Raw genomic sequence first — 25,890 nt, forward strand, 5'->3', positions numbered from 1 at the left:
GGGCTGGTTGTTGTTTATAAGATACAGGGCGTGGCGGCCTCGCCCCGGGCCTGGCGGCCCGGGCGGCCCTGGCGGGCCGTCAGGCACGCCCCCTCCGGCGCCTGGCGGCGCCTCAGTTTGTGGCGGGGAATGGGTGGGTGAATGGCTGGCAGAATTGGCCGGTGGCCAATTCGCGGGAATGTGGCGGCCCCTGACGGGGCCTCGGTTTCGTGGGTGCCTGGGGCAGTGTCAGGGCCGTTGGCCCTGACGGGTGGCGGGCTTCCCCGGCCGGTGGCCGGGGGGTGGCCGGGGCCCGGGTGCCGGGGTGGCGGGCGGGGGCGGCCCGCCGGTGGCGGGGCCGGTCGCCCGTACCCGTTTTGACGTGTTTCCTCGCTAGAAGGGACAAGGGCCGGAGGCTCCCGGACCGGGTTGCCGGGCGGTCCGTCAGGAACGCCGCCGGGGGCGGCGTACAGGCCCCGGGCCACCCCGGTAAGGCCGCAGGCCCGTACCGGACCAGCTGATGGCCCGTGAGCCCCCTCCCGGGGCGCAGCACCAGCGGTACGCGGGCCCCGGGGGAAACCCTCCCTCGGCCACCGCTGACACCGACGGACACTCATCCCCGGGGGCTGCCCCGGTGGGGCGGGCAGCACCGGCCCCACCCCACACGGAAAAGGGGTGCATTCCCCGGGAACAGCGGAACACATTCCAAAAATGCCGGACTAGACCACTTATCAGTGAATACACGGGCCGGAATTCCAGGAAAAGGCCGCTCCCACCGGCCCGGAAAATCCGGAGAAAAGAGCAGCGGACACCACCGGAAAACCCCTCCCGAACACCCCGGAAACACCACCGGCGAGACAGCCGCACAGCACCCCGGGCCGGTGGCCCGGAACCCCTCCCCCACCACCACCCCAACCACCCACCACCCCCAAGCCGGCGTCCACCCCCACCACAGCCCCACACACCCCCACCAGCCACCCCACAACACCCCCACACCACCAACCACGCCCACAACCCCGCCCAACCCCCCACAACCACCACCACAAGGCACAGCCCAACCACCCCCACACACCCGCACACAGCACCTACGACACCAGGCGCAGCACGGGCCGCACACCCGAGCCCAGCCCGGACCGGGACACCCACCACCCCGCCACCCCGGCGGGCCCGACCGGTGGCCGGACCCACCACCACCCCACCGGCAGCCCCGGCCGATGGCCGGACCCACCACCAGCACCGGGCCACCGGCCCGACCGCAAGCCGGGACCACCCCGCCGAACACCCCGGCCGGAGGCCGATCGCCGGACCCACCAACCACCCCGCCAGCACCACCACACCCCGGCCCGGCAGGCCCCCGCCCGACCGCCGCCGCCCACCACCAGCCCCACCCGCCGCACGCCCCGGCCGAAGGCCCACCAACAGCCAGCGCAGCACCACCACAACCCGCACGACGCCACCAACCGCCACCCACCCACACCCACCCACCACACCAACAGGGAAGAGAGAGGGGCGCACAGAGAGGGTTGTCAGACTTACCAGGAACCTTGGTTGGCCCCCTGAACTGCACAGATACCCCCTCCCCTCCCGAGCCGGGGTGCTGGCATCAGGAGCTACAGCAGGAGTCACAGGAGGAGCTACAGCGGGAGTCACATCAGGAGTCCCGGGGCCGAGCCGCCGCCGACACTCCGAGCGGACCCCGCTTCACATCGATGCACTCTTCATGGTAGTCTTTCTCTTGCCAGGCCGGGTGGCTCCCGGAAGGCAATCGAACCCCCTATGAGCATGGAGGACAGCATGAACCGCAGTGCCCGCAAGGCCGCAGGGATCAAGCGCAACCGCCGCCGCGCCGGTCAGCTGGCCAAGACCTTCGGCCACCGCCCCCGCTCCCTCGCCACCTACACGCTGGCCGCGTGCGGTATGGACCGCCGGACCGCCGAGGGGTGCGCGAACAGCATGCGCACCGTGGCGAAGAACCTCAAGATCACGGGGACCCCGGGCACTACCACCCGGACCATCGAGGGCCCGGCCGAGGGCGAGCGGCCCACCACCCGGTTCACCAAGGCCGAGGTCCGCGAGATCGCCGAGGCGTACGCGCCGCGCAAGCCCGCGTACCGCGCCGTCCGCGCCTCGCTTCTGGCTCTGACCGCCGCCTGACAGGCCCCCGCCGGGGGGCGGGCGAAACCGCCCCCCCCCCCCGGCATTCTCAAAAACCCCTGAAATCTAGATCCGAGAATCGGAGAAATTCCCATGAAGAAGAACATCACCGCCGTTGTCGCTGCCGCCGCCGCTATCATCGAGAACGACATCCCGGAGACCCACGTGGCCGCCGTCGAGTTCTCTTACACCATCGACGGGGTCATGGTCGTCACCCGCGACAACCTCACCACCAAGCGCCGGACCCAGGCTCTCGCCCACGTGATGAACGCCTTCCGGGCCGCCGGGTGGACGTTCGTCCCGGGCCGGGCGGTCATGCTCACCGCCCCCGACGCGGTGTTCGCCCGGAAGAAGAAGGCCGCCCCCGCACCCGTGGCCGAGGTGGCCCAGGTCGAGGCCAACGCCCCCGCGCTGTTCCCGGTCCAGGAGACCCCCGTTCTGGCTTTCAGCGGCTGACCGAGCGCCCGGGGGCGGGGACACCTTCGCCCCCGCCCCCGGGCCCTCCAGGGGGCCAAGGAGGCGCGCAGCGCCGGGCCATGGTGGCGGCGCCAGCCGCCCCGCCCGGCCGCCTGCCCCAGCCCCGCCCGGGGGCCGCCCTCGGCCGTCAGGCCGAGCGCGAGGGCGTAGCCCCCGCCCCAAAACAACGGGCGCAGCAGCGCTGCGCCCCACCGATCGAGAGAGGCAAGGAAGTTGGGTTCGATGATGAAGGCCGTCAAGGCGTGGGCGCGGACGTGGCTGAGCACACGGGCGCAGCGCGCCGCCCAGGTGGCGCGGGTCGAGGCGCAGCGGGTCCAGTACCTGGGGATGATCCCGGAGGCCCCGGCCGGGTACGAGGTGCCCACGGTCGGCCGGAGGCTGGTGGAGCACGCCCGCGCGCACGGGTGGTTCGCGCTGGAGATGTGGACCGTTGAGGATGGTTGGCCGCACTACGTGGTGACGGTCGGTCGGCCCGCCGTGGACGATGAGGGGCGGCGGGCCGGACTGCGGTGGGAGTACCGGCGGATGTGGTCTTCGCTGTTCGTGCCGCGCGGGCAGGAACTGGTGTTGTGCGGGTCGGGCGCGGCGTGGACGCCGGAGGAGCCGGAGGTTCACCAGGCGCCGGACTTGGCGCAGGTCATGGCGGTCATCGAGGCGTACCCGGTCGGATAGCAGGCGTGCCGCGCCCCGGGCGGGAAGTCGGGGCGCGGACACCGGGAGCAGGTGTGCCACGCCAGGGGAGTCCCCCGGTGAGCAGCGAGTAGGGGTGGGGTGCGTGCTGCGCCCCGCCGCTCATCAGAAGGAGCCGCCGTGTTCTACACCATCACGTCCGACCAGGGCCGGACCGTCGAAGCCGTCGAGGGCGAGGAGGCCGCCAGCGCCTTCATCCGGGAGGTCGTGATCCCTCTCGGGGGCAGCTACAGCATCGAGCAGAGCCAGACGCCGCCTTCGCACGACTGAGAGCCAGACCGGGGCCGGAACCAGTCCGGCCCGGACAACCACCAGTAGCGGCGGGGCGTGCTGCGCCCTGCCGCTCAGCAGAGCGGAGAGCCGCAGCATGGGCAACGAGCTTGAGGCGGTGCGCGCGGAGTTCTGGCGGCTGCAGCGGCGCAGGGAGCGGAGCGCGGAGGAGGCGGAGCGGTTGGAGACGGCGCGGGCGCGGTTGGTGGAGTTGTTGGCCGTACCGCCCGTCGGGTACGAGGCCCCCGAGGCCGGCCGGAGGCTGGTGGAGCACGCCCGGGCCCATGGGTGGCTGGCGTTGGAGCAGTGGGGGCAGGCGAGCGACGGGGCGCCGTTCTACACGGTCCAGGTCGGGCGGTGGGCCGGGGACGAGGAGGGGCGGCGGGCCGACTGCGGTGGGAGTACCGGCGGACGTGGCGTTCGTGGGGTGCTGCGCCCGGCCGGGTGCGGTTGTTCGGGTCGGGGACGGCGCAGACGCCCGAGGTCCCGAGGGCTCATGACGCGCCGTCGGTGCGGCGGATCCGGGAAGTGATCGCGGCGAATCCGGCGAGTTGAGACGTGGATTCACACCTTCAATGAACTTTCCATGGTAGTCTTTCTCTTGTCAGGCCGGGTGGCTCCCGGAAGGCAATCGAACCCCTCTCACGGAAGGAATCCGCACGTGACCGGCATGATCATCGACGCCCGCCCCACCTCCTACTTCCTGGCGCGCTGCGCCCCGTGCGCCCGCCCGGTCCGGGCCGAGATGCCCAACCCGCCGTGCCCGGAGTGCGGCCGCACGCTGCGCGGTGAGCGGCTGTTCGCCGTGACCCGGGACGAGTCCTGCGACGGCAGTTGCATGAACGCCGTCGGGCCGTCGTGCTCGTGCTCGTGCGGCGGGGCGAACCACGGCAGGTCGTACGGGGCGCAGTCCACCCGGGAGGAGACGGAGCGGGCGGTTGCCGCCTACCGCGCCCGCATCGCCAAGGAGGAGGAGAAGCGGGCGAAGAAGGCGGCCGCCGCGCGGTCGCGCGCCGAAAGGGAGTTCGCGGCGTGGAGCACCGCCGCACCGGGTCGCGCGGAGTTGCTGGCCTATCTCTCCGAGGGGCCGCACGACAATGAGTTCGTGGCCGACATGGCGCGCCATGTGGCACAGCTGCGGCCCCTGACCGAGCGCCAGGAGGCGGCGGTTGGGCGGTGCATGGAGTTTGCCCGCCGCCGGGCCGAAGCCGTGCAGCGGCGCGCCCAGGAGGCCGCCACGGCCGCCCCGGTGCCCACCGGCAAGGCCCTGGTGATCACGGGGGAGATCGTTCACGCCCGCTACGAAGACGCGGATTTCGGGTCCGGCGGCCGGTACAAGATGCTCGTGCGCAACGACGACGGGTGGCGGGTGTGGAGCACCGTGCCGAGCGCCCTCACGCGGGAGATCGGATCCGGGACGGCCCGCGATCTCCAGGGCAAGCGGGTGCAGTTCACCGCCGACGTGGAGCCGTCCCCGAAGGACGCTTCGTACGGGTTCGCCAAGCGGCCCCGCAAGGCCGTCACGCTGGCCTGAGTCCCGCCGGGGGCGCGCCGGTCGGCGCCCCCCGGCAGCAGCCCGGCGCGGCGTGGAGGAGGGGCGCGCCGCCGGGACCGCCGGCGCCCTATCGGTGAGGGCGGCCGGCCGGTGGCTGACGGTGGCGGGACGCACCCCCTTCTTTGAATGCATTATTCATGGTAGCCTTTCTCTTGTCAGGCCGGGTGGCTCCCGGAAGGCAATCGAACCGCTGTCACGTCGTAAGGAGACCGATCATGGCCCGCACCGCCAGCAAGCGCACCGCCCGCCGTTCCTCCCTCACCGTCGCCGAGAAGGCCGCGAAAGCCGCCGAGCGTGAGCAGCTGGCGGAAGAGCTGCACCAGCAGCTGACCGCCGCCGTGATGAGCCTGGTCACCTCCGAGGGCTGGACGGCCATGCTGGCGCAGGTGGCCAAGGCCGCCGGGACCGAGATCGGCCGTTACTCAGCGAACAACATGTTCATGATCCTCATGCAGTGCCCGCAGGCCTCGGCCGTGTGCAGCTACAAGCAGTGGCAGGAGCGTGGCCGCCAGGTCGTCAAGGGTGAGAAGTCCATCCGGATCTGGGCCCCGATGACCGTCAAGAAGAAGGACGAGGAGACGGGCGAGGTCGCCACCGACAAGGACGGGAACGAGAAGAAGCGCACGCTGTTCAAGCTGGTTCCGGTGTTCGACGTCAGCCAGACCGAGCCTGTGTGGCAGCAGCCCAAGGACGGCCTGTACTTCATCACCCCGGCCCTTCCCGCCCCGGTGAAGCGCTTCGGAGCGGACACCCCGGGCGAGGCCCCTGCCGAGATGTGGCGGTCCCTTGAGGCCTACGCCGTCCACCACGGATACACCGTGGAGACCGGCGACACCGGACTCGCGCGCGGCTACGCGCGACCGTCCACGAAGACGGTGATGATCAGCGAGAAGGTGACGCCCGCTCAGGCGGCCGTGACGCTGGCGCACGAGGTGGCCGGGCACGTGGCGTGCGGGCACACCGAGGACATGGGCGGGCACTTCCGCCACCGGGGGCAGATGGAGACCGAGGCCGACTCCGTGGCCCACATGGTCGCCGCGTTCTACGGCGTGGACGCCACGGTGAAGGTGGCCCCGTACATCGGCGAGTGGGCGGGCGGTGAGTCGAAGGATGTCGAGCGGCTGTTGATCGCGACCGCCGAGAACGTCCGCAAGGCCTTCCGCGCCTTCCTGGAGTTCCGGGAGAGCCCCGAGGCCGCCGCCGCCATGAGGCCCGCCCAGACGCCCGCTCTGGGCGCCTCTGAGACCGCCTTGGCCGATCTGGCCGCGCTGGCCGCCCTCTAGCGGCCCGGGGGGTGGGGCCGAGCGGCCCCACCCCCCGCACTTCCGGCCTCGTCAGCGGCCCCGCGCACTGCCAGGCACCGGGCAGCCCGGTGCCCCGCCGCAGGCCCGACACCACCCATCCGAACACTCCCACTTTGGAGAGCCCCCGTGCCCACCTACGCCACCGCTCAGCACATCGGCAGCCGTTCGCACCAGTGCGACGCCACCGCCACCCGATCCACCGGCGACGGCGGCCGCGCGTTCGTCCTGCTGGACGGCATCGGATCCAGTGACGCCGTCCGGGCCTGGACCCGCGCCCAGGCCCGGCGGCTGGCCGACCTGACCGCCCGCTCCCTGCAACCGCATGAGGCCATCACCCAGGTACAGGACGAGATCACGGCGCAGGCCGGATGGCAGGACGAGGCGCCCGGAGCGTGCGCCGTCGTCGCCGTCACGGGACCCGACCAGCTGCTCCGTGTCGCTTGGATCGGTGACTGCCGCGCCTACCTCCTGTCCCCGGACGGCCACCTTCAGCGGCTGACCACCGATCACAACGTGCGGGGTGAGATTGAGGCTGCCGGAGGCAAGACGGTGTGGCCGTGGGCCCGAAACATTGTCACCCGCTGTGTCGGACACGGCGACGCCGGGACCGCGTTGGAGCCGGAGTGGACGGCGGTGCACGACCGCTCCGGTACGCGGCTGCTGCTCGCTTCCGATGGCTGCTACGAGCCGATCGAGGATGCCGCGCGCGACCTGGGCGCGGAGCTGGCCGGCCTGGACCCGGCCGGGTGCGCTGAGCACCTGGTGCGCCTGGCGCTCAGTCTCGGCGGAACGGACAACGCCACGTGCATGGTCGTCGACTTCCCGGACGCCCCGCCGGAGGCAGGGACCAGCACTGGACGTGTGCTGTGCGCCCACGACTGCGTTCTCATGCAGGACGGCTGCTCCGGCTGCGACGCCGCCGAGGAGCTCCCGCACCCCGCCGACCCCGTCACCGTGCGGTCGCCCTGGACGTCCCGCATGGTGAAGCGCTGCCGGACCTGCGCCCAGCCGCCCAACCGCCGCATCCACAGGAGCGCCTGAGTGTCCGCCCGGGTGCCCGTCACGCACGGGCACCCGGGCGGCGCTCGGCACCACCGACCACCGATCAGCCCCCAAGGAGAACCCGCCGTGAAGCGCACCCTTGAGAAGTCCGTCATGTCCACCGTCCTGGCCACCTGGGACCCCGCCCGCCGCGGCGAGAACGCCGGCGCCGTCGCGGTCCGCATCACCTTCCCCGCGGGCGCCTTCCCGCAGGCGCCGGCGTGGAGCCCGGGCGATCGCTTCGAGGTCTGCCGGGCCGGTCAGGCCTGGATACGCCGTACCCCCGAGGCCACCACCGTGGTCGTGGCCGGTGCGCAGTTGCCGCTGCGCGTGGCGGGAGTGCCGGGCGGTCCGGAGGTGTGGACCGTCAACGGCCCGCCGGACGCGGAGCAGCCCGCGTTCCTGTGGGAGCAGCCGGCCCGGGTCACCGAGCTGCGCCGGGATCCGGGAACCCGCGTCGACCGGGAGCCGCTGGCCGGCCACCCTGCGGCCGCGGCCGCGGCTTTCTGGGAGGCGTTCGCCCAGCAGTGGGGGTTCCGGCCCGAGCGTAAGCCCGACGGCCGGTGGTCGCTGCTGCTGCCCTGCCTGCCCGCACGCCCGGATGGGCCGAACGAGCGCGAATTGGTCGACGCCGCAGCGCTGGTGGTCCGGGAGTTCGGTGGCAAGGCCGCAGTCCTGCCCTTCGACGAGGCCGGCGATCCCTTGGCCGTGTGGCGGATCCTGGAGAGGGCGGCCGTGCGGGTGCGGTCACAGGCCTGCGGCAGGCAGGACTGACGAGTCATCCGGGGCGCAGCTGCGGCCGCGCCCCGGGCCCACTGCCAAGCGGACCGCGTTGACCAGGAGGAACTGTGATCGTCGCCCAGCCGCACCCCGCACCCGACCCCGCAACCACTCGCTTCGAGCTCGCCCGCCTGGCCGCCGACGTCGCGCAGCATCTGGGCCCGAAGTGGTGGCGCGGCACCGAGGACGGCAGGCCCGCGATCTGGCACCCCGACGGCATGGTCGTCGGTTTCGAACCCGCGCTCAGCGGCTTTCCCGACACCGCCCTGTTCCTGCTGCACCTGGACGACGGCGACGAGTACGAGTCCGCGGCGGTGCACGTGCTCCCAGCTGACTGCCTGACCACGGTCAGCGAGCGGGCCGCCGCAGCCGTCCGCGGTTTCCGGGCCCGGCACGGCTACTACGGTCCGGCGGGCCACTTCTACCAACGGATCACGGACACCGGCACGGGCTACTACCAGCCGTCGCTGACCGACGCCGCAGACGCGGGCGGCTGTACGCCCCGGACCCACTCGAACACCAAGGAGGAACCTTGGCCGTCCTGAACTACCGCCTTGGCCCAGGGGGGCCCGACGAGGACCGCCCCGGGCCGCGCCAGCGGGGCCAGAAGCGGGCCCGAATCCGGCGCCAGCGCCGCCGCAGCGCCAAGCGCCTTGACGAGCGCCTGTGGCGTCGTCCCGACGGCCGCTAGCTGGCTCCGCCCCGGCCGTCGGGCCGGGGCCGTATCCCCTCCGGCCGGCACCGCGCCGGCCGGAGGTCCAATCACCCTTGGGGGCAACCTTGACTGACCATCTGGTCGACACCGTCTGGCTCACCCGGACCCTGGGAGCCATGGCGGATCCGAAGGCCCGCACGGTCGACGACACCGCCGACGCATGGGAGCTGGTGGAGGCGGAGATCGCGGCGGCGCGCAAGCGTCACGGCGAGACGGAGCGGGGGCCGATCTGGGGTGCCTTCCTGCTGTTGCAGCACACCCCGCCATTGGAGAAGGTGCCGCGGCTGTACCGCGCCCACGTTCGGGAGGTGCTGGACCGCGTGGCCACCGGCCAGGACACCAGGCCGGCCACCGACGCCGAGCTGCTGGCAGCACTCTCGGCATCGAGCGTGCAGGTCCCGTTGTCACCGTCCGCGGCGTGCCTAGTGGCCCGGCTGCTGGCGCGGCTGCCGAGCGGGGAGACGCTGCCCATTGCGGCCGAGGTCCTGGACGTCGAGGGCTACGAGCGGCTTTTCGCCGGCGAGGCCGACGCGCACGCCCGACAGCTCCAGGCCAGGCTCACCCGGCACTGGCGCACACCCAGCTGAAGCCGAACCGCCCCAGCCACCACCCGGGGCAGCACACCATTCGTCGGAGCCGGACCTACCTTTGATGCACTATTCATGGTAGTCTTTTTCTTGTCAGGCCGGGTGGCTCCCGGAAGGCAATCGAACCGCATCGAGAGAGGCAGACCCATGACCGACAAGACCGCCAGCGACCCGATGGTCGAGCTGTTCGGCGAGCCGATCCACATCTACACCCGCGCGCAGGCCATGGCGGACGGCGTCCTGGTCGAGGTACCCGAGGCGGCGCAGCGCCAGGCCGGGTTCGGGTGGCCGATGGCACTGACGGCGGCGGTTCACGCCCGGTGCGTTACCTGGGGCGGTGACGAGGCGATGGAGGCGTCGCGCCTGCGCGCACTGCTATGGAGGGCGAACTTCGCCATCCGGTCGTCCAAGAGCGGGAAGGACCTTACCTCGGTGCCCTTCGTCTTCGCCTTCGCGGAGGTCGACAGCCCCGACATCGACCGGGAAGTGCGGCTGACCGTGGCGGCAGGTCCGGGCGATGACGGCGAGCCGGTGCTGACCGTCATGTTCCCGCACGAGGACTGACGAACCCTCGGGGCGGCCCGGATAGGGCCGCCCCGCCCTGACGCCGGCAGGCCCCGCCCGGCAACCGCCCGGCCACCCACACGAACCGGCCCCACCGCCCACACCAGCAGGAGGACGACCATGCCGTACATGCAGCCCCGGACCGCCGAGCCCCACACCAACTACGCCATGGCGAAGTCCGGCGGCGGATTCGAGATCCGCCCCACCGTGACCGGCGAAGCCCTGGTGACGCTGGCGCCCGACGGGCGCATGGCGGCCATCGGCGCCCGGTGGCGCGCGGACGCCGCCGAGTGGGACGGCATCGACCAGGGATGGTGGCACGACCTGTACGTCTCGTTCGGGGAGGACCCACGCCAGTACTTCGCCGGCCGGGCGTGGCGCAACTGTGCCGTCGAGGTCATCGCCGACCAGGCCTACGACGACCCGTTCGGATTCGACCTTCGCACCCAGATGTTTCCCGTCGCGGACATCAACCCGTGCCGCTGCCGCTACGGGGCCGACGACGCCTGCGACTGCGGGCACCGATTGGGCGAACACGGGTTCAGCGAGGCTGCCGCAAGGGTGCACCGCTCCCTCTACGGTCCCGATTCGCTGGGCTGACGAGCGTTCAGCCTTCGGCCCCGCCCCGGGTCGCGTCCGGCCCGGGGCGACGCGGAGAGCACCGGCGAGGCATCGCCGCCGGGCGCGGACGGGCGGCGCCGACTCGGCCGGAGGCCCGCAACACCCCAGCGCCCCGGACGGGCGCCCCAGGGAAGGAGAGGCGACGCAGACCACTTTGGTGGCCATTTCATGGTATCCTTTTCTATGTCAGGCCGGGTGGCACCCGGAAGGCAATCGAACCGTATCGAGAGGCAACTCATGACCGACAAGATCACCTACGCGCACCTGATCGCGGCCTTCGGTGACCCGATCGACACCACTGCCGTGGCCGACGCCATCACCGGCGGCAACGTGATCCGGGTGCCCGCAGAGGCGCAGCACAAGGCCCGTTTCCAGTGGCCGGTGGCGCTGACGGCGGACGTGTACGAGCAGTGTGTGGAATGGCCCGACGAGAACGCGGAGGCGGGTCGACTGGCCGCCCTGCTGCGTGCGTCCTACCTCGCCGCCACGCGCTCCAGCAACGGCGCCCCGGCGGCCTTCGACTTCACCTTCCGCCCTGTCGGGTTTCCGGTGTTCGAGACCGAGGAGCAGCTGACCGTCTCGTTCGGCCACGACGACGGCAGGCCGGTGGTCGTCGTCGCCTTCTCCCGCGAGGGCTGACGAAGCCCCAGGACGGCAGTTCCCAGCCGCCCCTCGTGACCGGCCGTAAGGCCGCTATCCAGACTGCCCCGCAGCACCACCGGATACCGTCAGGACCGGGAAACCGGTCACTTCCTTCGCCCGCCGAAGGCTGAGGCACCCGGGGATCGCTGCGGGGCCCGGACCGGCCGGGCCGGATACGCGACCCGGGCAACCGCCCACCGACTCGCTTCCGCGCCCCGGCCGGTCCTCCCAGCCCCGACACTGGCCGCAGGGATCCGGCTGCCGTGCTGTGCGCTGCCCTGTACGGGGCGGCGGACATCACGCCCGACGACTGCGGCCCCGCCGACAGCTGACGGCGCCTTGGCCCCCACCAGGGCCACGCCCGGGCGGCCGGCATCCGCCCGCCCGGGCGTCGAACCACAGCCCACCGCCCACCAGAGAGGCCCCCACCGTGACCATCCCGAACCCTGCCCCCGCCGACACGGCCCCGCTTCCCCGCAACGCCGTCCGCCTGGCCGAGCGCGCCGCCGCTGCCGGCTGGACGGTCAGCACCGAACCCGGCGCCGAGCGGGTCACGGTCCACTTGGCTGCCCGTGTCGTCAGCGGCCGCGGCACCGTGTCCGTCGAACTCACCTGCAACTGGACGGCGGACCGCTTGGGCGCCTTCCGCTGGTCCCACGCCACCGAGACCCGCGACGGCAACCCGATCCCGATCCGCTCCGCCTGGTCGGAGGTCGGCGATCTGCTCGGCCGCTACGCTCCGGCGCTGGTCGACGCCGACAAGGAGGCGGACGGTGTCACCCACCACGGCCGCAGCGCCGAGCAGTGGAGCGCCGACGCCACCGCCCAGCACCAGGCCGCGGCCCGGCACGCGGACGAGGTGCGGGACGTCCACCGCCGGCTCCAGGAGGCGCAGGCCGCCGGCGAGGCGTGGGCGAACGCCGCCCTCGAATCCGTCACGGCGCTGGCCGGCCGTGCCAGTGAGGCCGAGAAGAGCGCCCGGTTCCTGGCCGAGCAGGCCGCGCAGGCCGGGACCGGACGGGCCCGCCGCACGTTCGCCCTGGCCGAGGACGCCCGGCCCCTGGCCGAGGTGTGCGAGGAAGCCGCCCGGCAGGCCCGGGACGCGGCGCTCGGCGCGGAGGCGGAGGCGCTGTGCGCCCCGTACGTCGCCGCGCAGCTGACCGCCGACGAGGCCGAGGAGGCCGCCTGGCGGTCCGAGCACCCGGACGGCACCGCCGAGGAGTTCGCGCTGTCCGTCATCGAGGCCTACGAGGTGCCCGCCCGCCGGTTCGCCGAGTGGTGGGAGGAGAACCGGCGCCCCGGCATGACCTACCTCCAGGGCTGGGATGCCTCCCGGCCGGGCGGGGACCCGCGCGCCGAGCTCGGCGCGTACGGTGCGCTGGAGAAGGACACCAACCGGGCGGTGTACGCGCTGGGCGCGGCCGCCGCCGCGCTGCTGCTGGCCGGCGGCGACCAGGCGCAGCAGGAGCGGGCGCTGACGCTGGCGCAGGAGTCGCGGCGCGGTGAGGAGCTGTACGCGCCCGGTGCCTGGCGGCGCAGTGGTGAGGGTCACCAGGTGGCGGTGAGGGTGTGGTCGGCGCTGGTCGGGCGCGGGTGGGACGCGTGGCTGTCGCTGGACGTGCTGCGGGATTTCGCGGTCCTGGAGCGGTGGGCGGCGGCCGGGGCGGTGGAGGAGGCGCGGCAGGTTCGGCGGCTGCTGCTGGTCGACCACGCGCTCCGGGAGCGCCGGGCCCGGCACGCCGCCGTCCGGGAGCAGCTGAAGGCCGAGCGCATCGCCCGGCACCGGGCCGGGGAGGAGGTCTACCAGGCGGCGCGGCGGGCGGGGGAGGGTGAGAAGGCGGCGGAGTGGGCGCGGCGGGACTTCCTGGCGCGGCTGGCCGCCGAGGCGGACGGCCACGCGGAGGACGGTCGCGGCCGGTTCTCCCGGGGTGACCAGGTGTGGGTGCAGCCGGCGGCGGACGAGGACGGCGTGGTCCGGTACGCGGGTCGCGTCGTTGCCTACCTCGGCAAGGGCCGTTTCCGGGTGAGCGGCCCGGTTGGGCTGGTCGAGCGCGAGGTTGCGGGGGGCCGGCTGTCCCCTGCCGAGGCCGGCGAGGCGGAGCGGGACCGGGATCGGCAGGCGCGGGAGGCCCTCCAGCGGCTCGACGAGCGCTGGGCACGGGAGGCTGCGGAGCGGCAGCGCCGGGAGCGGGCCCAGGCCGTGGCGGACGCCGCCCTGGCCCGCCGCCAGGCCCGCAGGAAGGCCGCGGCCGGTACGGCTGCGCCGATCGACGCGCACGGGCAGTGGGGCCCGGTGCACCCGGTTCCGCGGTCGGTCGGTGAACTCTGGGCGGCGGCGGCCGAGGGCGGGTGGCGGATGACCTGCCGCACCGGCACGGACGGCCGGATGCTGGTGGTGAGGATCAGTGGCACGACTGACGTCGGGCGGTGGGTGTTCGAACTGATCTGGCTTCCCGAGCGGGGGCAGTACGCCGTCAAGAAGCAGCACGGCGCGGCGCGGTGGGCCGACGGGCGGTCCGGGCCGCGCGGCGGGCGGATCAGGCCGACCGTGGGCGACGTCCTAGCCGTCATGGCGCAGGAGACCCGGGAGGGGGCCGAGGCGCGGCTGGGGGAGCTGGTCGGGGGGCCTGGGCGGTCCGAGTCGTCCGCCCCGGTGCTGACCTGACGGACCGGCGGTGGTCGAGGGTGGGGGTGCAGGGGCACACCCCATTTGATGCACTTTTCATGGTAATCTTTTCCATGGCAGGCGGTTCGCTTCCGGAAGGCCCAGGCTTTGCGGGCACCCCTGCCGGAACACCCTCCGATCACCATGAAAGGTGCGCGCCCGTGGCTGCCGCTGCCGCTTACTGCACCCAGTGCTGCGCCGTCGTCGCCGTCGACGGCCCGACCGAGCCGTTCCACTGCCCTCACTGCGGGGGCACCGACCACACCATCATTACCGCCGCCCAGGTCGGCGCCGCCCAGGAGCTCGCCGACGCCATCGGCGACGGATACCTGCTGCACGACGTGAGCAACAGCTCGGCCGGACTGACCTGCTCGGAAGCCGAGGTGTTCTGCGACTTCCTTCGGGCCTACGGGCGGCCGTCGACCGCCGACGGCTTGCTGCTCGCCCACGCGGAGCGCGACGACGAGGGCGACTCCCACGGGATCGACGCGGAAGGGAAGGCGTTCACCCGGGCGTGACCGCCCACAGTGGGGTCGCGGCACGACCGCGGCCCCGCCGCACCATCCGCAGCACCGGCCCGGTTGACGCAGGGTCGCCGATCGGAACCGACACCAGCAGCAGCCAAGGACCGAGGTCCACAAGCTCCTTTGATGCGCTATCCATGGTAGTCTTTATCTTGTCAGGCCAGGCGGCTCCCGGAAGGCAATCGAACCCAGCGAAAGAGGACGACCGATGACGAGCACCGCCATCATTCCCCGGCCGCACGCCGACCACGAGACCGAGTACCGCCTTCTGTTGCCCGCAGCCGTGCACATCGCGTCGGAGCTCGTCGACGCCGCCGTACCAGGCTGGGCGCACCGGCTGCGCGACGCCGGAGTCGAGGCTTCCCCGGCGCCCTGGCCGCACGGCAAGGCACCGGACCCGCAGTCCCCTGCGGGGCAGTGGATCGAGCTGTACCGCAACCTGCGCGCCCTCGCGGACACCTGCCCCGGGCAGCCCAGCGTGGAACTCCGTGCCGCCGAACGCCTGGTGAGCCTGCTGAACCAGGCCGTATGGGCCGGTAGCCAGGGCGCGTGGCTGGCGGCGACGATCTTCACCAAGCGGGCGCTGCGCGACGCGTGGCGGGCCACCGGGTTCCCGGCCTGACCACCACCGGGCGCCGCCCAACGGCGGCGCCCACCCCTTCCCCACCAGCTACCGAGCAAGGACACTCCCGTGCCGCCCGGCCCGGGCACGCTGGCGGCTCTGCCGCCGGCGCCGTTCCGGGTCCTGTACCCGGAGGAGTACTCGCAGCGCCGCCTGTTGAACGTCTCCGACGAGTTGTCGTCGCTGTCGCGCGCGGAAGAAGGCTGCGCGGAGCCGGCCCGTCGTGCGTTGGAGCTACTGGCGGCGGTCGAGGGCGGGTGCAGTGCCGATCCGGCGGCGGATATGCGCGAGGTGGCGGCCCTGGCAGGGGAGCTGCTGCGGATCGTGACGGACCCGCAGACCCGGCACTGGGATTCGTGGCGGTACGACCGCGGGAACGCGGAGCACGCCATCCGGTGGGCGGTGCGCGCGGCCGAACGGTTCGAGGAAGGCGGCGGGGCGCTGACGCAGGAGTACCGGATGCGGTTGGACAACTAGCTTGAGCACACTCTTTGAGTGCACTTTTCATGGTATTCTTTTTCCTGTCAGGCCGGGTGGCTCCCGGCGGCAGTCGAACCGTCAGCACGGAGGAACCGCCATGCCCACTTTCCGAGACCCGTGGCCGTGGTCCAACCGCGAGGCCGAGTACCGCCGCCTCTTCCCCGCCGCCCTCGAAACCGTCGCCGAGATCCTCGACGTCGCACGGCACGGGGCCGGTGCGCAGCTGAGGGAAGCCGAGGTGGAACCCGTTCCCGAACCGTGGCCGGTGGGCGAGGACCCGCACCCGCAGTCCCCGGCCGGGAAGCTGATGGCCGTTTGGAACAGCCTGCCGCCGACCTGCATCAGCCTGCCCAACCCGGAGGCCCGCGACGCTCAGTACCTGGCCGGCCTCCTGAACGCGGCCGTGCACCAGGCGAGTGAAGGCGAGTGGTACGACGCGAGTGAGCAGCTCAAGGAGGTGCTGCGCGTCTCCTGGAAGATCACCGGCTACCGATACCTGGGCTGATCGGACGGGGCCGCCCTCACCAGCCACGCACTGGTTCGGGCGGCCCCTCCCTGCTCCCCCGATCCGGCCCCGCCCGGACCGCAGCTCCAGCCGCCGAAGCCCGGAGCATCGCCGCACCTTCCCGCGCCGCCGGGCCCGTCACCCCCGCGCCAAGACCCCTCCGGAGCCCCTCATGTCCACCCCCCTGCCCATCCCCGGCCTGGAAATCGACCCGCCGAGCCAACTGGCCTGGCCCGACAAGTTGCTGTCGAACAACAACACCGACGTCTGCCGCCGCACCGGCGAACCCGATCAGCCCCGTGTCTTCACGTGGACGCTCCCGGCATGGGTCGTGCAGCTGACCAGCGGGAAGTTCTTCAACACCTGCCCCCAGGCCGGGGTCTGCGGCGGCCCCCTCTGCTACGCGGTCGCCCCCGGAAGCTCCTACCGCCGACTCCCCAACGTCCTGGCCGCACATGTGCGCAACCTCGAACTCGTCCTGGGCGAGCCGCAGGAGTGGGAGCGCCGGATGAAGGCGGAGCTGCGCGGGCGCCGCTACCAGGGCCCCAACGTCTGGGTCCGCATCCACGACGCCGGCGACTTCTGGTCCGACGCCTACTTGCTCAGCTGGCTGCGGATCGCCAGGTCCGCCCCGCACGTGCGGTTCTACTGCTACACCAAGGCCATCTCCCGGTTCCTGCGGCTGGTGAAGCCGGACCAGCCGGCGAACTTCCTGTGGTGCGCGAGCCTGGGCGGCAAGGAGGACCACCTGGTGGACCGCGAGCACATGCGGCATGCCGACGTCTTCCCGACCGTCGAGGCTCTAGAGTCCGCCGGATACAGCGACCAGAGCGCCTCTGACCTGCTGGCGGTGCTCGGTGACCAGCGGGTCGGGATCCCGGCGAACCGAGGCACCGCCAAGAAGTTCGGCGCCTCGTTCGGCGAGCTCCAGCGCCAGCGCGACGAGCAGCTGAGGGCGAAGAACGCCCGGGCCCGGCAACGAGCCGCACTCGCTGCCGCATGACTGCCCGACAGCAGGCGGACGGGTCATCGTGGGCCCCGAAGCAGCTTGTGGCGGGGCCCATGACCCACATTTGATGCCTTCTTCATGGTAGCCTTTCCCTTGTCGCATCGGGCGGCTCCCGGGCGGCCTGGGCCGAAGGCTCAGGCCGCCCGGACGCGGCCCCGTCCCGGCAGCACCCCAACACCCCCAAGGAGACGTCCGCATGGACTGGCACCTCATTCCCGGCGACCGCATCGAGCGCTCCGAGCTGCACGACCGCTTCGGCGGCCGCATCCACCCGCGCATCAGCCCTTCCCGGACGAGTCCGAACATCCTGCTGTTCAGCACCTCCACCGCCGCGAGCCGGTTCGACGGCTGGACGGGCGAACACGTGCACTTCGGGGGTGAGGGCGGGGTCGACGGAACGGACCAGAAGCTCAACCAGGGCAACGGCGCCCTGCTGCGGCACGAAGCCGAGGGCCGCGCCCTGCGGCTGTTCCTCCAACCGGCCTTCGGCCCGGTCGAGTACATCGGCGACTACCGGCTCGACAGCCGCATGCCTTTCGCGCAGGTCGAGTCCCCCGGGGACCCGCGCCGGCCGCTGGAGGTGCGCCAGGCCCTCGTGTTCCGGCTGCGGCCCCTCAGCGGCCCGCCGCGCGGCCTGCCGGACCAGGCGGCGGCCGTGACGGAGCGCCAGGTCACGCGGACCGCCCCCGGCATCCGCAGCGCCCTACCCGGCCAGCGCCTCGCACCCGCGCAGCAGGCCGCCGCCGAGATGCTGGCGCGCTACGAGGGCTTCCTGCGCCTGTCGGACCGCTGCGAGACCGCCGGGTACCGGATCGCCACCGGCCACAGCCTCTCCGAGATGCAGGTAGAACTGTTCGACCGCACCCGCGAGGAACTGGTCGTCACCCTGGCCAGCTGCGCCCGGCCTGGCGTCTGGGAGGCCCTGGGCAGGCTCAATGACCAGTCGCGGTTCTTCGCGCCGACCCCGCGCCGCGCGCTGCTACTCCCCGGCCAGCCCGACCCCGACCTCATGGACCTTCTGCTCAGCCAGCAGGTCACGGCCATCTGGCCGTCCGGCCCGTTCTCCTACGCCCGCAGCGAGGCGGGCCCGGCGGCCACCCGACGCTGACCCGACCCGGGTCCGCCGCACCGCCCGGCGGCGGCCCCGCACCACCCCCCTCAATCCCCCTCACGTACGACCAAACACACCGCAAGGAGCACCCATGGGAGCCCTGGACTTCACCGCCTACCAGGACGGCACCGACGTCTCGCAGGCGTTCCGGGACGCCGTCGAGAACGCCCAGTACGAGTACGGCCACCGAGGCGACACCGGCACGATCGCGGAGAAGGACGAGTACCAGATCATCAGCGACACCGCTTTGTCCATGGACGACGCCGAGGCCCTGGCCGAGCGGATCATGCGGGCCGACGAGCACCCAGTACAGGACAAGTGGGGGCCCGCCGGCGCCATCCCCGTCCTGTCCGACCAGCGACACGTCAGGGTGACCGTCCCGCAGAGCACGCAGGGCTACGCGACGCCGGAGGAGGCGGCGGCCGCCATCCTCGCCGAGAACGGCCAGCTGCTGCCGGGCGAGTCGGTCGAGCGCCGCACCTGCGGCGTCTTCGAGCGCTGCCCGCGCACCAGCCGCATCCGCTCCGGCGAATTCGACGTCACCCTCCGGGGAGGGCCGACGGAGCACCGGGGTTGGCTGTTCTTCGGATCCGCCTCCTACTGAACCCGCACCAGGCCCCCGGGTGGGCCTCAAGGCGCCGAACCACTACTAATGATGCATCGTTCATGGTAGTTTTTTTCTTGTCAGGCCGGGTGGCACCCGGAAGGCATCGAACCTCTCGACAGGAGATGAGCCCGTGAGTAATCCCACCAATGGCACCACCCCTGACCAGCCCGTACTGGACCGCAACGGCGTCCCGATCGAGCCCAACGCTCTGGCCTGGCTCCACGGCACCGAGCAAGGCCGCGCGATCGCCCTGGTGACCGGCTGGGACGAGGACTCCGGCCACCCCCGCATCCTGGTGGTCGACCCCGAGCGGCAGCTCTGGGAAATCACCGTCGCCGACCCGCAGCGACTGGAGATCACCGAGGCGGACCCCCGGATCGCCGAGGCCGCCGAGAACGGCGCGCCGACTGACGCCTGGCTGATCCTCGACAAGCACGACCAGGTGCTCGGCCGCACCGTCGGCGAGCGGATGGAGGACGCCCGGCGGGCCGCCGAGCGCCTGCCCAACGTCCGCCAGGCCGCCGCCCGGGATGGCGGATTCGCGCTGCGCCGCCTGGGCGCCAACCGGCTGACCGCCGGCGACCGGGCCCGACTGGCGGCCTACGGGAGCGCCCTTGAGGCCGCTGGCACCACCAGGCCGGTGGGCGAGGCCGTGTCCGTCCCGCCCACGCCGCGGCCCGGCGCCTGACCCCGGTGGCCGGGCCCCGGCCCGGCCACCGCTCCACACAGGGCGGTCACCGACGACCAAGCGGGGACTCGACCGCAGCTTCGAGGATCCTCGCCGCGGCAACCCCCCGGAAGCCCTCCGGCGGCGGCCGGCCGCGAAGGCCCGGCCGCCGCCACATCGTGCAGAGAGCGAGAACCCGATGACCGACGCCGAGCAGGCGGAACTCGACCGCCGGTTCGAGGAGCTGGGCCGCGACGTCGCCGCGGCGCTCGATACCGCCGAGACGATGGAGCCCGGCTGGTGGCACCAGGTGGACCGGTGGGTCTACGGCGCCGTCACGCTGTACCACCCGACCGGCCTGGCGCTGCGCCTGGAGCATAAGAGCTCGACCGACGCGAACCGCGGCCGGCTGACGGTCCGCGGCATCAACCCGCAGGGCTGGACCGGAGACGCGGTCTACTCGATCGGCGTCTCCGCCGGCCGGGCCCCGGACGACCTTGCCCGGGACATCCGCCGGCGACTGCTGCCGGACTACGCCGCGGCGCTGCCGGGGATGCAGGCCGACGTCGCCTCGGATCAGCGACGGCGTGCGGCGCGGAAGGAGGCGATGCGCTCGCTGGTGGCCGCCCTGCCCGCCCTGCACCCCTACCAGTGGGACCAGGAGCAGAGCGCCGGCTCGTTCCACTCCGATACTTACCACTGCCCCGAGCGCGCCCACGCCTCCGGGACCGTGCACGTCAACGCCGGAGGGAAGTCGGCCAACCTCAAGATCAACTCCGTGTCCGTGCCCCTGGCCCGCGCCATCCTCGCCTTGCTGCGCCTCCCCCCGGCCAAAGCCCCCGAATGAGCCCGCCGAGCACGACGGCAACCGCGTGCCCGGGCCGCGCCGCCAGCCGCGGCCCGGCCCATCAGCCCACAGACCATCACCCCCGATCGCAAAGGAACAACCGATGCAGACCCTCCACCGCACCGCACAGGACCACGTCGCCGAAGCGCTGCCCTTCCCGGCCACTGCACGGACATCGGCCGAGCGGGCCGACGGCGACAGCCGCGAGGAGACGGAGGAGCAGGACGCTTCCGCCGAGCCCGCCGCCGGGCCGCGTACCGTCGCCGTCGTCCGCCGCGTCGGCGCCCCGGCCGCCTACACGAGTTCGGTCGAGTTCCCCGAGCATCCCGGCCTGCGGGGCACGCTGCGCTACCTCGGGCACTTCCCCCAGGGGCTCTACGAGGTGACCGACCACTTGGACCGCACGGCCCCGGAACCCGTGGCCGGTGGACTGGAAGCGGTCACGGCGCTGGCGGAGCACTACGGGCTGCCCCTGCCCGTGCAGGTGATCCCCAGGGGAGCCCGGGGACAGGTCCCGGCGATGTCCGATCGGGTCTGAGCCACGCGACCCCGGGCGCCGACCTGGGCCAGCGTCCACGGAAGGTGACCAACCTCGCCCCATGAATGCACTATTCATGGTAATCTTTTCTTTATCAGGCCGGGTGGCTCCCGGAAGGCAATCGAACCTCTCACCCCACACGGAAGGACCCCACTATGCCGCACCTGTCCAAGGACATGGCGAAGCTGCACCGGAAGGCGCAGGCCCTGGTCGACCTCGACCGGCCGCTCACGCACTCGGAGCGGGAGTTCGTACTGGACAACTGGCAGGAGTCGTCCACTTCGGCCAACGGCTTGGAGGGCGCGTTCTTCGCCCCGCCGGACCTGGCCGACGCCTTCGCCCTGGAGGCAGCCGGACCGGAGGTCCAGCGGGTGCTGGACCTGTGCGCGGGCATCGGCCGCCTGGCCTGGCACTGCATCAACGACCTGGGCGCGCCGGAGCGCGAGATGGTCTGTGTGGAGCGCAACCCGGCTTACGTCAAGGTTGGCCGCAGGGTGCTCCCCGAGGCCCGGTGGGTCTGCGCCGACATCTTCGACCTGCCCGAGGACCTGGGCCGGTTCGACATGGCGATCAGCAACCCGCCGTACGGGTTCGTCGAGCGCACCGGGGACGGCCCGGGGGTGCGCAGCCGCCGATTCGAGTATCACGCCCTCGCCGTCGCCGCCGAGTTGGCCCGGTGGGGGGTATTCCTCGTCCCGCAGGAGTCGGCCCCGTTTCGGTTCAGCGGCCAGCGTGGCGGCTACCGGGAGGAGCGCAGCGCGGAGTACGAGCGGTTCGAGCGGGACACGGGGCTGCGGCTGGAGATGAGCATCTCCGTGGACACCTCCGGTGTGCGGGATCAGTGGCGTGGCGTTTCCCCCGCGACCGAGATGGTGTTCTGCGACTTCACCGCGCGGGCGCCGCGCGTCGCCGCCGGTGTCCGCTCCTGCGCCAGTGGAGGGGACGGGGAACGCCGCTCCGGTCGGACGTCCGCTGGCGGTCAGCCGCCCCAGGCCGGTCGTCGCCGAGGCTGAGCCGACGCTGCTCTGACCGCCGTTCCGGGGGCCCGTCGCGAGCTCGGGTCCCCGGCCGCCCGGCTGAACACTCACCGCACGGCGCCGCGGGCGTCGGCAGCATCCCGAGCAGGAACCAGAACGAGAGCGAGAAGTCCATGAACGACGAGATCACCAGGCGCCTTCCATGGCGCGGCGCCACGGCGGTGATCCAGGTCCCGCCCGACCTGGAGCAGTGGGAGCGCATGACCGTCAGCGTGGAGGTGCACGTGGTGTACCGGGTGTCGCTGCGGTTGAAGTTCCTGTTCACCCGGTCGCGGGCGGGGGTGTGGGCGCTGGAGTGGGACAAGACCCTGGCGCCGACGGGGGCCGCGTCGGGGCGGCGGGCGCGGGAGGTTCTGGGGCCACAGGTGGCCGAGCTCCTGGCCGGCGGCGAGCTGGTGGGCCCGCTGGCCGAGCTGCATGCTCGGGCGCTGCGGCTGGAGGCGATGTGGGCCTGGGGGCGTCTTCGCCGGGCCCGGGAGGAGGTGGCGCGGGCGGCGGAGAAGGCGCGTGGGATCGCGGCGGAGTTCGCGGTGTTCGGGATGCCGGAGAGCGAATGTGCGCAGATGTTCCGGGAGTTCGAGGCCGCGGGCGATCTGCGGAAGGTGGGGTGGGTGCGGTCGGCCGGCGGCGTGGTCCTTCCTGCGGCAAGCGTCGGTGGCGCTGCGCGCGGGCCGATGGAGGGGGGCGACCACCACCCCAATTGATGCTCTATTCATGGTAGTCTTTTTACTGTCATGTCGGGTGGCTCCCGGAAGGCATCGAACCTCTCGTTCCCGCACGGAAAGACGTCACCATGTCGAAGATCTCCCACGGCCGTGCCGACCTGTCGGCGGACATCCCCGCGCACGGCACGGCGACGGACGGATACGGCCGCCCCTATGCCGCCGGGTTCCGCCCGGCGGTGCTGGAGTGGGACGGCTGGACCTGTCTCGACTGCATCGCCTGCAACTCCGGCAGCTCGTGCGCGGACTGCCGGGCCTGCACCGACTTCGCGGCCCCCTACCCGCCGCACTGGGCCCGGCCGTGGGCCGCGGGCGAGCCGGAGCGCGGCGTCGAGGCGTTCGGAGGTCCGGGCGGCATGTCCGCCGGTCGAGGGCTGGTGGACGGCGCCGGCGACTGGGTGCTGATCGAGTCCAACCGCGACGCCGCGGCGACCGCCCGGGCAGCCGGTCACTGGGTGGTCGAGACGGACATCCGCACACTCGACCCGCGGCATCCCGTCCTGCGCAGCGTGCACCGGTTCCATGGCTCCCCGCCGTGCCAGACCCTGTCCAGCGCGGGCAAGCGTGCCGGGTGGAACGCGGAGGAGGTCTCCGAGCTCCAGTCGATCATGTGGCAGGCCTCCGAAGCGTTTGGGTTCTTGGAGGTTGACGACCTGTGCAGCCTCTACGGCGGCCCGCACGGCTACTTCGGCGACGTCCTGGACGGTATGGAGGATCACCCTGACGCCGACGGCTGGGGCGAGTTCTGCGGCGGCGGGCACCTGCCTCCGTGCATGACCCCTGCCGAGTTCCGGGAGTGGGCGGCGAGCTCGGTTTCCGACGAGCGCACCGCGCTCATGGCCGAGATGCTGATCTGGCCGATGTGTCTCGTGCAGATCGGCGCTCCGCTGCGGTCCATCACCATGGAGCAGAGCGCGAACCTGCTGCGGCAGACCCCGGCCCTGGCCGAGGCCATCCAGTCCGAGCTCACCAGCGCGGAGGGGCTCGGTTGGGCCTGGTGCTCATGGCAGATCGAGGACGCCGCCGACTTCGGCGCCGCCACACACCGCGAGCGCGCGTGGATGGTCGCCACCCGTAGCGAGTTTCCCCGCTACGCGGATCACGTGGACGGCGAGGCGGCGGCCCGCGAGATGTGGGCGCACATCCTCAGGCAGACCGGCCACCTGCCGGAGTGGGCACCGGAGCTCAGCTGGCGGATCGAGCCCTACCAGGGGCGCCCGGCCCTGCCGACGGTGACCGTCGCGGCCGCGCTGAACCTCCCGTCGGACTGGTGGGCCGACACCCGGGGCAAGCGCGGGGTGAACCCCAAGACGGGCAAGCCGACGGGCGGCGGCTCGTTCCCTCTCAACACCGTCGGACAGTGCGTCACGGCCCCCTGGTACGGCATCAGGTTCCGCCCGGCCCACATCCCCCAGGGCGAGGGCACCGTCAAGATCAGCCTGCCCGAACTCGGCATGCTTGTCGGCTTCTGCCGGGACTACCCGTGGACCTACATCCCCACCCGCAAGGGTGCCGAGGGCATCCGGAACATCGCCCAGATGCAGGCCGACGCGGTGAGTCCGTTCATGGGCGCGGCCATCTCCGCCGCCATCCAGGGCGAGGACTGGTACCAGCCGACCTCCGAATATCAGCGGGCGCTCTACGGACTGGGCACGCCGGACCTGGAGCCGGGCCACCACCAGGCCGCCGCCCCGCCTCCGCCCGCCCCTCACGCCGACGCCCGGCCTCCGGAGCAGCTGGAGTACGCCGGGACTGGGCTGGCGGGTGCCGGGGCCCGGCAGGGCCGGACCGCGGTGGCGGCGGTGGCGATGGAGGGTCAGACACACGCCCAAGAGATGCTCTTTTCATGGTAGTCTTTTTCATGTCAGACCGGGTGGCGCCCGAAAGGCAGCTGAACCCGCCACGGAGGCGCACATGAGCAAGACCAAGCAGACCGTCACCATCGGCGAGCTGTGCACGATCCTGACCATCCTGATCCGCAAGGAGGGATTCAGCCCCTCGACGCCGGTGGTCCTGTCCTCCGACCCGGAAGGCAACCACTACGGCGCTCTGGAGGGCTTCAGCGACGTGCTGTATGCCGACGGCGAGGCCTACGGCCTGCCGGGCACCGAGGAGAGCCAGAAGGAGCGCGAGTTCGGCCACGTCCCGCCGAAGTACGCGGTCAAGGTGATCGCCCTGTACCCAAGGGACCCCGACTTCGGCCCCAACCCGTTCAACCCGCCCACCGAGGGCTGACCATCCCCACACCCGGCCCGGGCCGATCCTGATCGGCCCGGGCCGGGCCCTCACCACCCCAGCCACCGCTTCGAGAAGGAGAAGACATGGGCGTGCTGCACCTGACGGACGGCCGGATCGTCGGCTACCGCGTCAACGGCAGGGACTACCCGATCACCATGGCCAACGCCAAGCGGGCACTGAACGTGGCCTACTGCGCGCAGCGGTTCGGCCGGGGCAGCAACTTCACCGCGTACGAGCTGGAGAAGTTCGGCGACGAGACCGGCTTGCCACCCTACGATCCGCTCACCTGGTGGATCGTGCGGGGCATCAGTCGCTTCGTCGAGAAGGACGCGCACGCCGTGGAGTGCGCGTCGACGGTCACGGCGGACGAGGCGCCGAGGCCGACGGTCCCCCGGCCGGCCGCGCGCGCCCACGCCGCACTCCCGGCGGCACAGAAGGACTACGAGGCGAGCCAGCTGATCGCGCAGGCTGCCGCCCTGGCGATGCAGCGCGGCAGCGGCCGGGTGCTGGAGCAGGCAGGCAGGGCCCTGGGCAAGGAGGGGGCCGCCGAGCTCATGGCCTCGCTGCGGAAACACGCCCGCCTGGCCGAGGAGGCGGCCGAGGCGACGAAGGGCCTGTTCGTCGCGGCGTGCGATGCCGCCGACGAGGCGTCCCAGAGGGGACGCCAGCTCGATGTGATCCGGGAGGGCTGGGCCGCCGAGCGCGCGGCTGCCCTGGTCGCGCAGGTGACTCAGCGGGCGGCGGACGCCGCGCTGCACCTCCACCGGGCCGAGAACGTTGGGTACGAGCTGAGCCGCGCGGCGGAGCGCTGGGCGCGCCGGGCCGGGTAGCCGTGCGGCGCCGAAGGGGACCAAGAACCCCATTTTCAATGCGCTTTTCATGGCAGTCTTTTACACGTCAGGCCGGGTGGCTCCCGGAAGGCAATCGAACCTCAGGAGA

The 25,890-nt window shown here is 72.4% G+C and carries 29 protein-coding genes; all 29 read left to right on the top strand.

The annotated features are described in order from the left end of the window. The first annotated feature begins 1,773 nt into the window (after nt 1–1,773). The 29 genes from ACFWIS_RS07645 to ACFWIS_RS07785 all read left to right on the top strand — a co-directional run bounded on the left by ACFWIS_RS07645 (nt 1,774) and on the right by ACFWIS_RS07785 (nt 25,781). Complete coding sequence (locus ACFWIS_RS07645) at nt 1,774–2,133, top strand: hypothetical protein (protein ID WP_380523506.1); 360 nt, start codon at nt 1,774–1,776, stop codon at nt 2,131–2,133. Nucleotides 2,134–2,226: 93 nt separating this feature from the next. Beyond that, nucleotides 2,227–2,589 carry a hypothetical protein gene (locus ACFWIS_RS07650; protein ID WP_380523508.1) on the top strand — a complete coding sequence of 121 codons (363 nt, stop codon included), beginning with the start codon at nt 2,227–2,229 and terminating at the stop codon, nt 2,587–2,589. 243 nt (nt 2,590–2,832) lie between these two features. Then, nucleotides 2,833–3,282: a hypothetical protein gene (locus ACFWIS_RS07655; RefSeq protein ID WP_380523510.1), complete on the top strand. Its 450-nt coding sequence runs from the start codon at nt 2,833–2,835 to the stop codon at nt 3,280–3,282. Nucleotides 3,283–3,420: 138 nt separating this feature from the next. Next, the gene (locus tag ACFWIS_RS07660; protein ID WP_380523512.1) at nt 3,421–3,570 is read left to right on the top strand and encodes a hypothetical protein; all 150 of its coding nucleotides are present in this window, start codon (nt 3,421–3,423) and stop codon (nt 3,568–3,570) included. Between the two features lie 661 nt (nt 3,571–4,231). After that, the gene (locus tag ACFWIS_RS07665; RefSeq protein WP_380523514.1) at nt 4,232–5,104 is read left to right on the top strand and encodes a hypothetical protein; all 873 of its coding nucleotides are present in this window, start codon (nt 4,232–4,234) and stop codon (nt 5,102–5,104) included. Nucleotides 5,105–5,340: 236 nt separating this feature from the next. Next, entirely contained in the window at nt 5,341–6,408 is a 1,068-nt protein-coding gene (locus ACFWIS_RS07670; RefSeq protein WP_380523516.1) for an ArdC-like ssDNA-binding domain-containing protein, read from the top strand. 147 nt (nt 6,409–6,555) lie between these two features. Further along, nucleotides 6,556–7,470: a PP2C family protein-serine/threonine phosphatase gene (locus ACFWIS_RS07675; protein ID WP_380523517.1), complete on the top strand. Its 915-nt coding sequence runs from the start codon at nt 6,556–6,558 to the stop codon at nt 7,468–7,470. A gap of 87 nt (nt 7,471–7,557) precedes the next feature. After that, the gene (locus tag ACFWIS_RS07680; protein ID WP_380523519.1) at nt 7,558–8,244 is read left to right on the top strand and encodes a hypothetical protein; all 687 of its coding nucleotides are present in this window, start codon (nt 7,558–7,560) and stop codon (nt 8,242–8,244) included. A 74-nt stretch (nt 8,245–8,318) separates the two neighbouring features. Further along, on the top strand, nt 8,319–8,795 hold the full coding sequence (locus tag ACFWIS_RS07685; RefSeq protein ID WP_380523521.1) for a hypothetical protein: 477 nt from the start codon (nt 8,319–8,321) through the stop codon (nt 8,793–8,795). A gap of 235 nt (nt 8,796–9,030) precedes the next feature. Continuing rightward, nucleotides 9,031–9,552: a hypothetical protein gene (locus tag ACFWIS_RS07690; RefSeq protein WP_380523523.1), complete on the top strand. Its 522-nt coding sequence runs from the start codon at nt 9,031–9,033 to the stop codon at nt 9,550–9,552. A 147-nt stretch (nt 9,553–9,699) separates the two neighbouring features. After that, nucleotides 9,700–10,116 (top strand): DUF6573 family protein, encoded by a 417-nt coding sequence (locus tag ACFWIS_RS07695; protein WP_380523524.1) that lies wholly within the window; start codon nt 9,700–9,702, stop codon nt 10,114–10,116. Between the two features lie 120 nt (nt 10,117–10,236). Beyond that, entirely contained in the window at nt 10,237–10,716 is a 480-nt protein-coding gene (locus tag ACFWIS_RS07700) for a hypothetical protein (RefSeq protein ID WP_380523526.1), read from the top strand. 258 nt (nt 10,717–10,974) lie between these two features. Beyond that, on the top strand, nt 10,975–11,376 hold the full coding sequence (locus ACFWIS_RS07705; protein WP_380523528.1) for a hypothetical protein: 402 nt from the start codon (nt 10,975–10,977) through the stop codon (nt 11,374–11,376). 433 nt (nt 11,377–11,809) lie between these two features. Next, a complete protein-coding gene (locus ACFWIS_RS07710; RefSeq protein ID WP_380523530.1) occupies nt 11,810–14,044 on the top strand; it encodes a hypothetical protein in 2,235 nt (744 codons plus the stop codon). Between the two features lie 161 nt (nt 14,045–14,205). Further along, entirely contained in the window at nt 14,206–14,562 is a 357-nt protein-coding gene (locus tag ACFWIS_RS07715; RefSeq protein ID WP_380523532.1) for a hypothetical protein, read from the top strand. A 214-nt stretch (nt 14,563–14,776) separates the two neighbouring features. Further along, nucleotides 14,777–15,190, top strand: coding sequence for a hypothetical protein (locus ACFWIS_RS07720; RefSeq protein WP_380523533.1), 414 nt, complete (start codon nt 14,777–14,779; stop codon nt 15,188–15,190). Nucleotides 15,191–15,259: 69 nt separating this feature from the next. Continuing rightward, nucleotides 15,260–15,667, top strand: a complete 408-nt coding sequence (locus ACFWIS_RS07725) for a hypothetical protein (protein WP_380523535.1) — start codon at nt 15,260–15,262, stop codon at nt 15,665–15,667. A gap of 100 nt (nt 15,668–15,767) precedes the next feature. Further along, nucleotides 15,768–16,175: a hypothetical protein gene (locus ACFWIS_RS07730; protein WP_380523537.1), complete on the top strand. Its 408-nt coding sequence runs from the start codon at nt 15,768–15,770 to the stop codon at nt 16,173–16,175. A 172-nt stretch (nt 16,176–16,347) separates the two neighbouring features. Further along, nucleotides 16,348–17,178: a hypothetical protein gene (locus tag ACFWIS_RS07735; protein ID WP_380523539.1), complete on the top strand. Its 831-nt coding sequence runs from the start codon at nt 16,348–16,350 to the stop codon at nt 17,176–17,178. A gap of 202 nt (nt 17,179–17,380) precedes the next feature. Continuing rightward, nucleotides 17,381–18,292: a hypothetical protein gene (locus ACFWIS_RS07740; protein WP_380523541.1), complete on the top strand. Its 912-nt coding sequence runs from the start codon at nt 17,381–17,383 to the stop codon at nt 18,290–18,292. A gap of 94 nt (nt 18,293–18,386) precedes the next feature. After that, nucleotides 18,387–18,899: a hypothetical protein gene (locus tag ACFWIS_RS07745; RefSeq protein WP_380523542.1), complete on the top strand. Its 513-nt coding sequence runs from the start codon at nt 18,387–18,389 to the stop codon at nt 18,897–18,899. A 133-nt stretch (nt 18,900–19,032) separates the two neighbouring features. Continuing rightward, nucleotides 19,033–19,590: a hypothetical protein gene (locus ACFWIS_RS07750; protein ID WP_380523544.1), complete on the top strand. Its 558-nt coding sequence runs from the start codon at nt 19,033–19,035 to the stop codon at nt 19,588–19,590. 178 nt (nt 19,591–19,768) lie between these two features. After that, the gene (locus tag ACFWIS_RS07755) at nt 19,769–20,416 is read left to right on the top strand and encodes a hypothetical protein (protein WP_380523547.1); all 648 of its coding nucleotides are present in this window, start codon (nt 19,769–19,771) and stop codon (nt 20,414–20,416) included. 103 nt (nt 20,417–20,519) lie between these two features. After that, on the top strand, nt 20,520–20,954 hold the full coding sequence (locus ACFWIS_RS07760) for a hypothetical protein (protein ID WP_380523548.1): 435 nt from the start codon (nt 20,520–20,522) through the stop codon (nt 20,952–20,954). Between the two features lie 155 nt (nt 20,955–21,109). Continuing rightward, nucleotides 21,110–21,967 (top strand): methyltransferase domain-containing protein, encoded by an 858-nt coding sequence (locus ACFWIS_RS07765; RefSeq protein ID WP_380523550.1) that lies wholly within the window; start codon nt 21,110–21,112, stop codon nt 21,965–21,967. Nucleotides 21,968–22,104: 137 nt separating this feature from the next. Next, nucleotides 22,105–22,695, top strand: coding sequence for a hypothetical protein (locus ACFWIS_RS07770; RefSeq protein ID WP_380523552.1), 591 nt, complete (start codon nt 22,105–22,107; stop codon nt 22,693–22,695). An 89-nt stretch (nt 22,696–22,784) separates the two neighbouring features. Beyond that, the gene (locus ACFWIS_RS07775; RefSeq protein ID WP_380523554.1) at nt 22,785–24,566 is read left to right on the top strand and encodes a DNA cytosine methyltransferase; all 1,782 of its coding nucleotides are present in this window, start codon (nt 22,785–22,787) and stop codon (nt 24,564–24,566) included. A 61-nt stretch (nt 24,567–24,627) separates the two neighbouring features. Further along, entirely contained in the window at nt 24,628–24,948 is a 321-nt protein-coding gene (locus ACFWIS_RS07780; protein ID WP_380523556.1) for a hypothetical protein, read from the top strand. 86 nt (nt 24,949–25,034) lie between these two features. Continuing rightward, nucleotides 25,035–25,781 (top strand): hypothetical protein, encoded by a 747-nt coding sequence (locus ACFWIS_RS07785; protein ID WP_380523557.1) that lies wholly within the window; start codon nt 25,035–25,037, stop codon nt 25,779–25,781. Nucleotides 25,782–25,890: the final 109 nt, after the last annotated feature.

This window comes from Kitasatospora sp. NPDC127060, from assembly GCF_042724935.1.
Taxonomy (GTDB): Bacteria; Actinomycetota; Actinomycetes; order Streptomycetales; family Streptomycetaceae; genus Kitasatospora.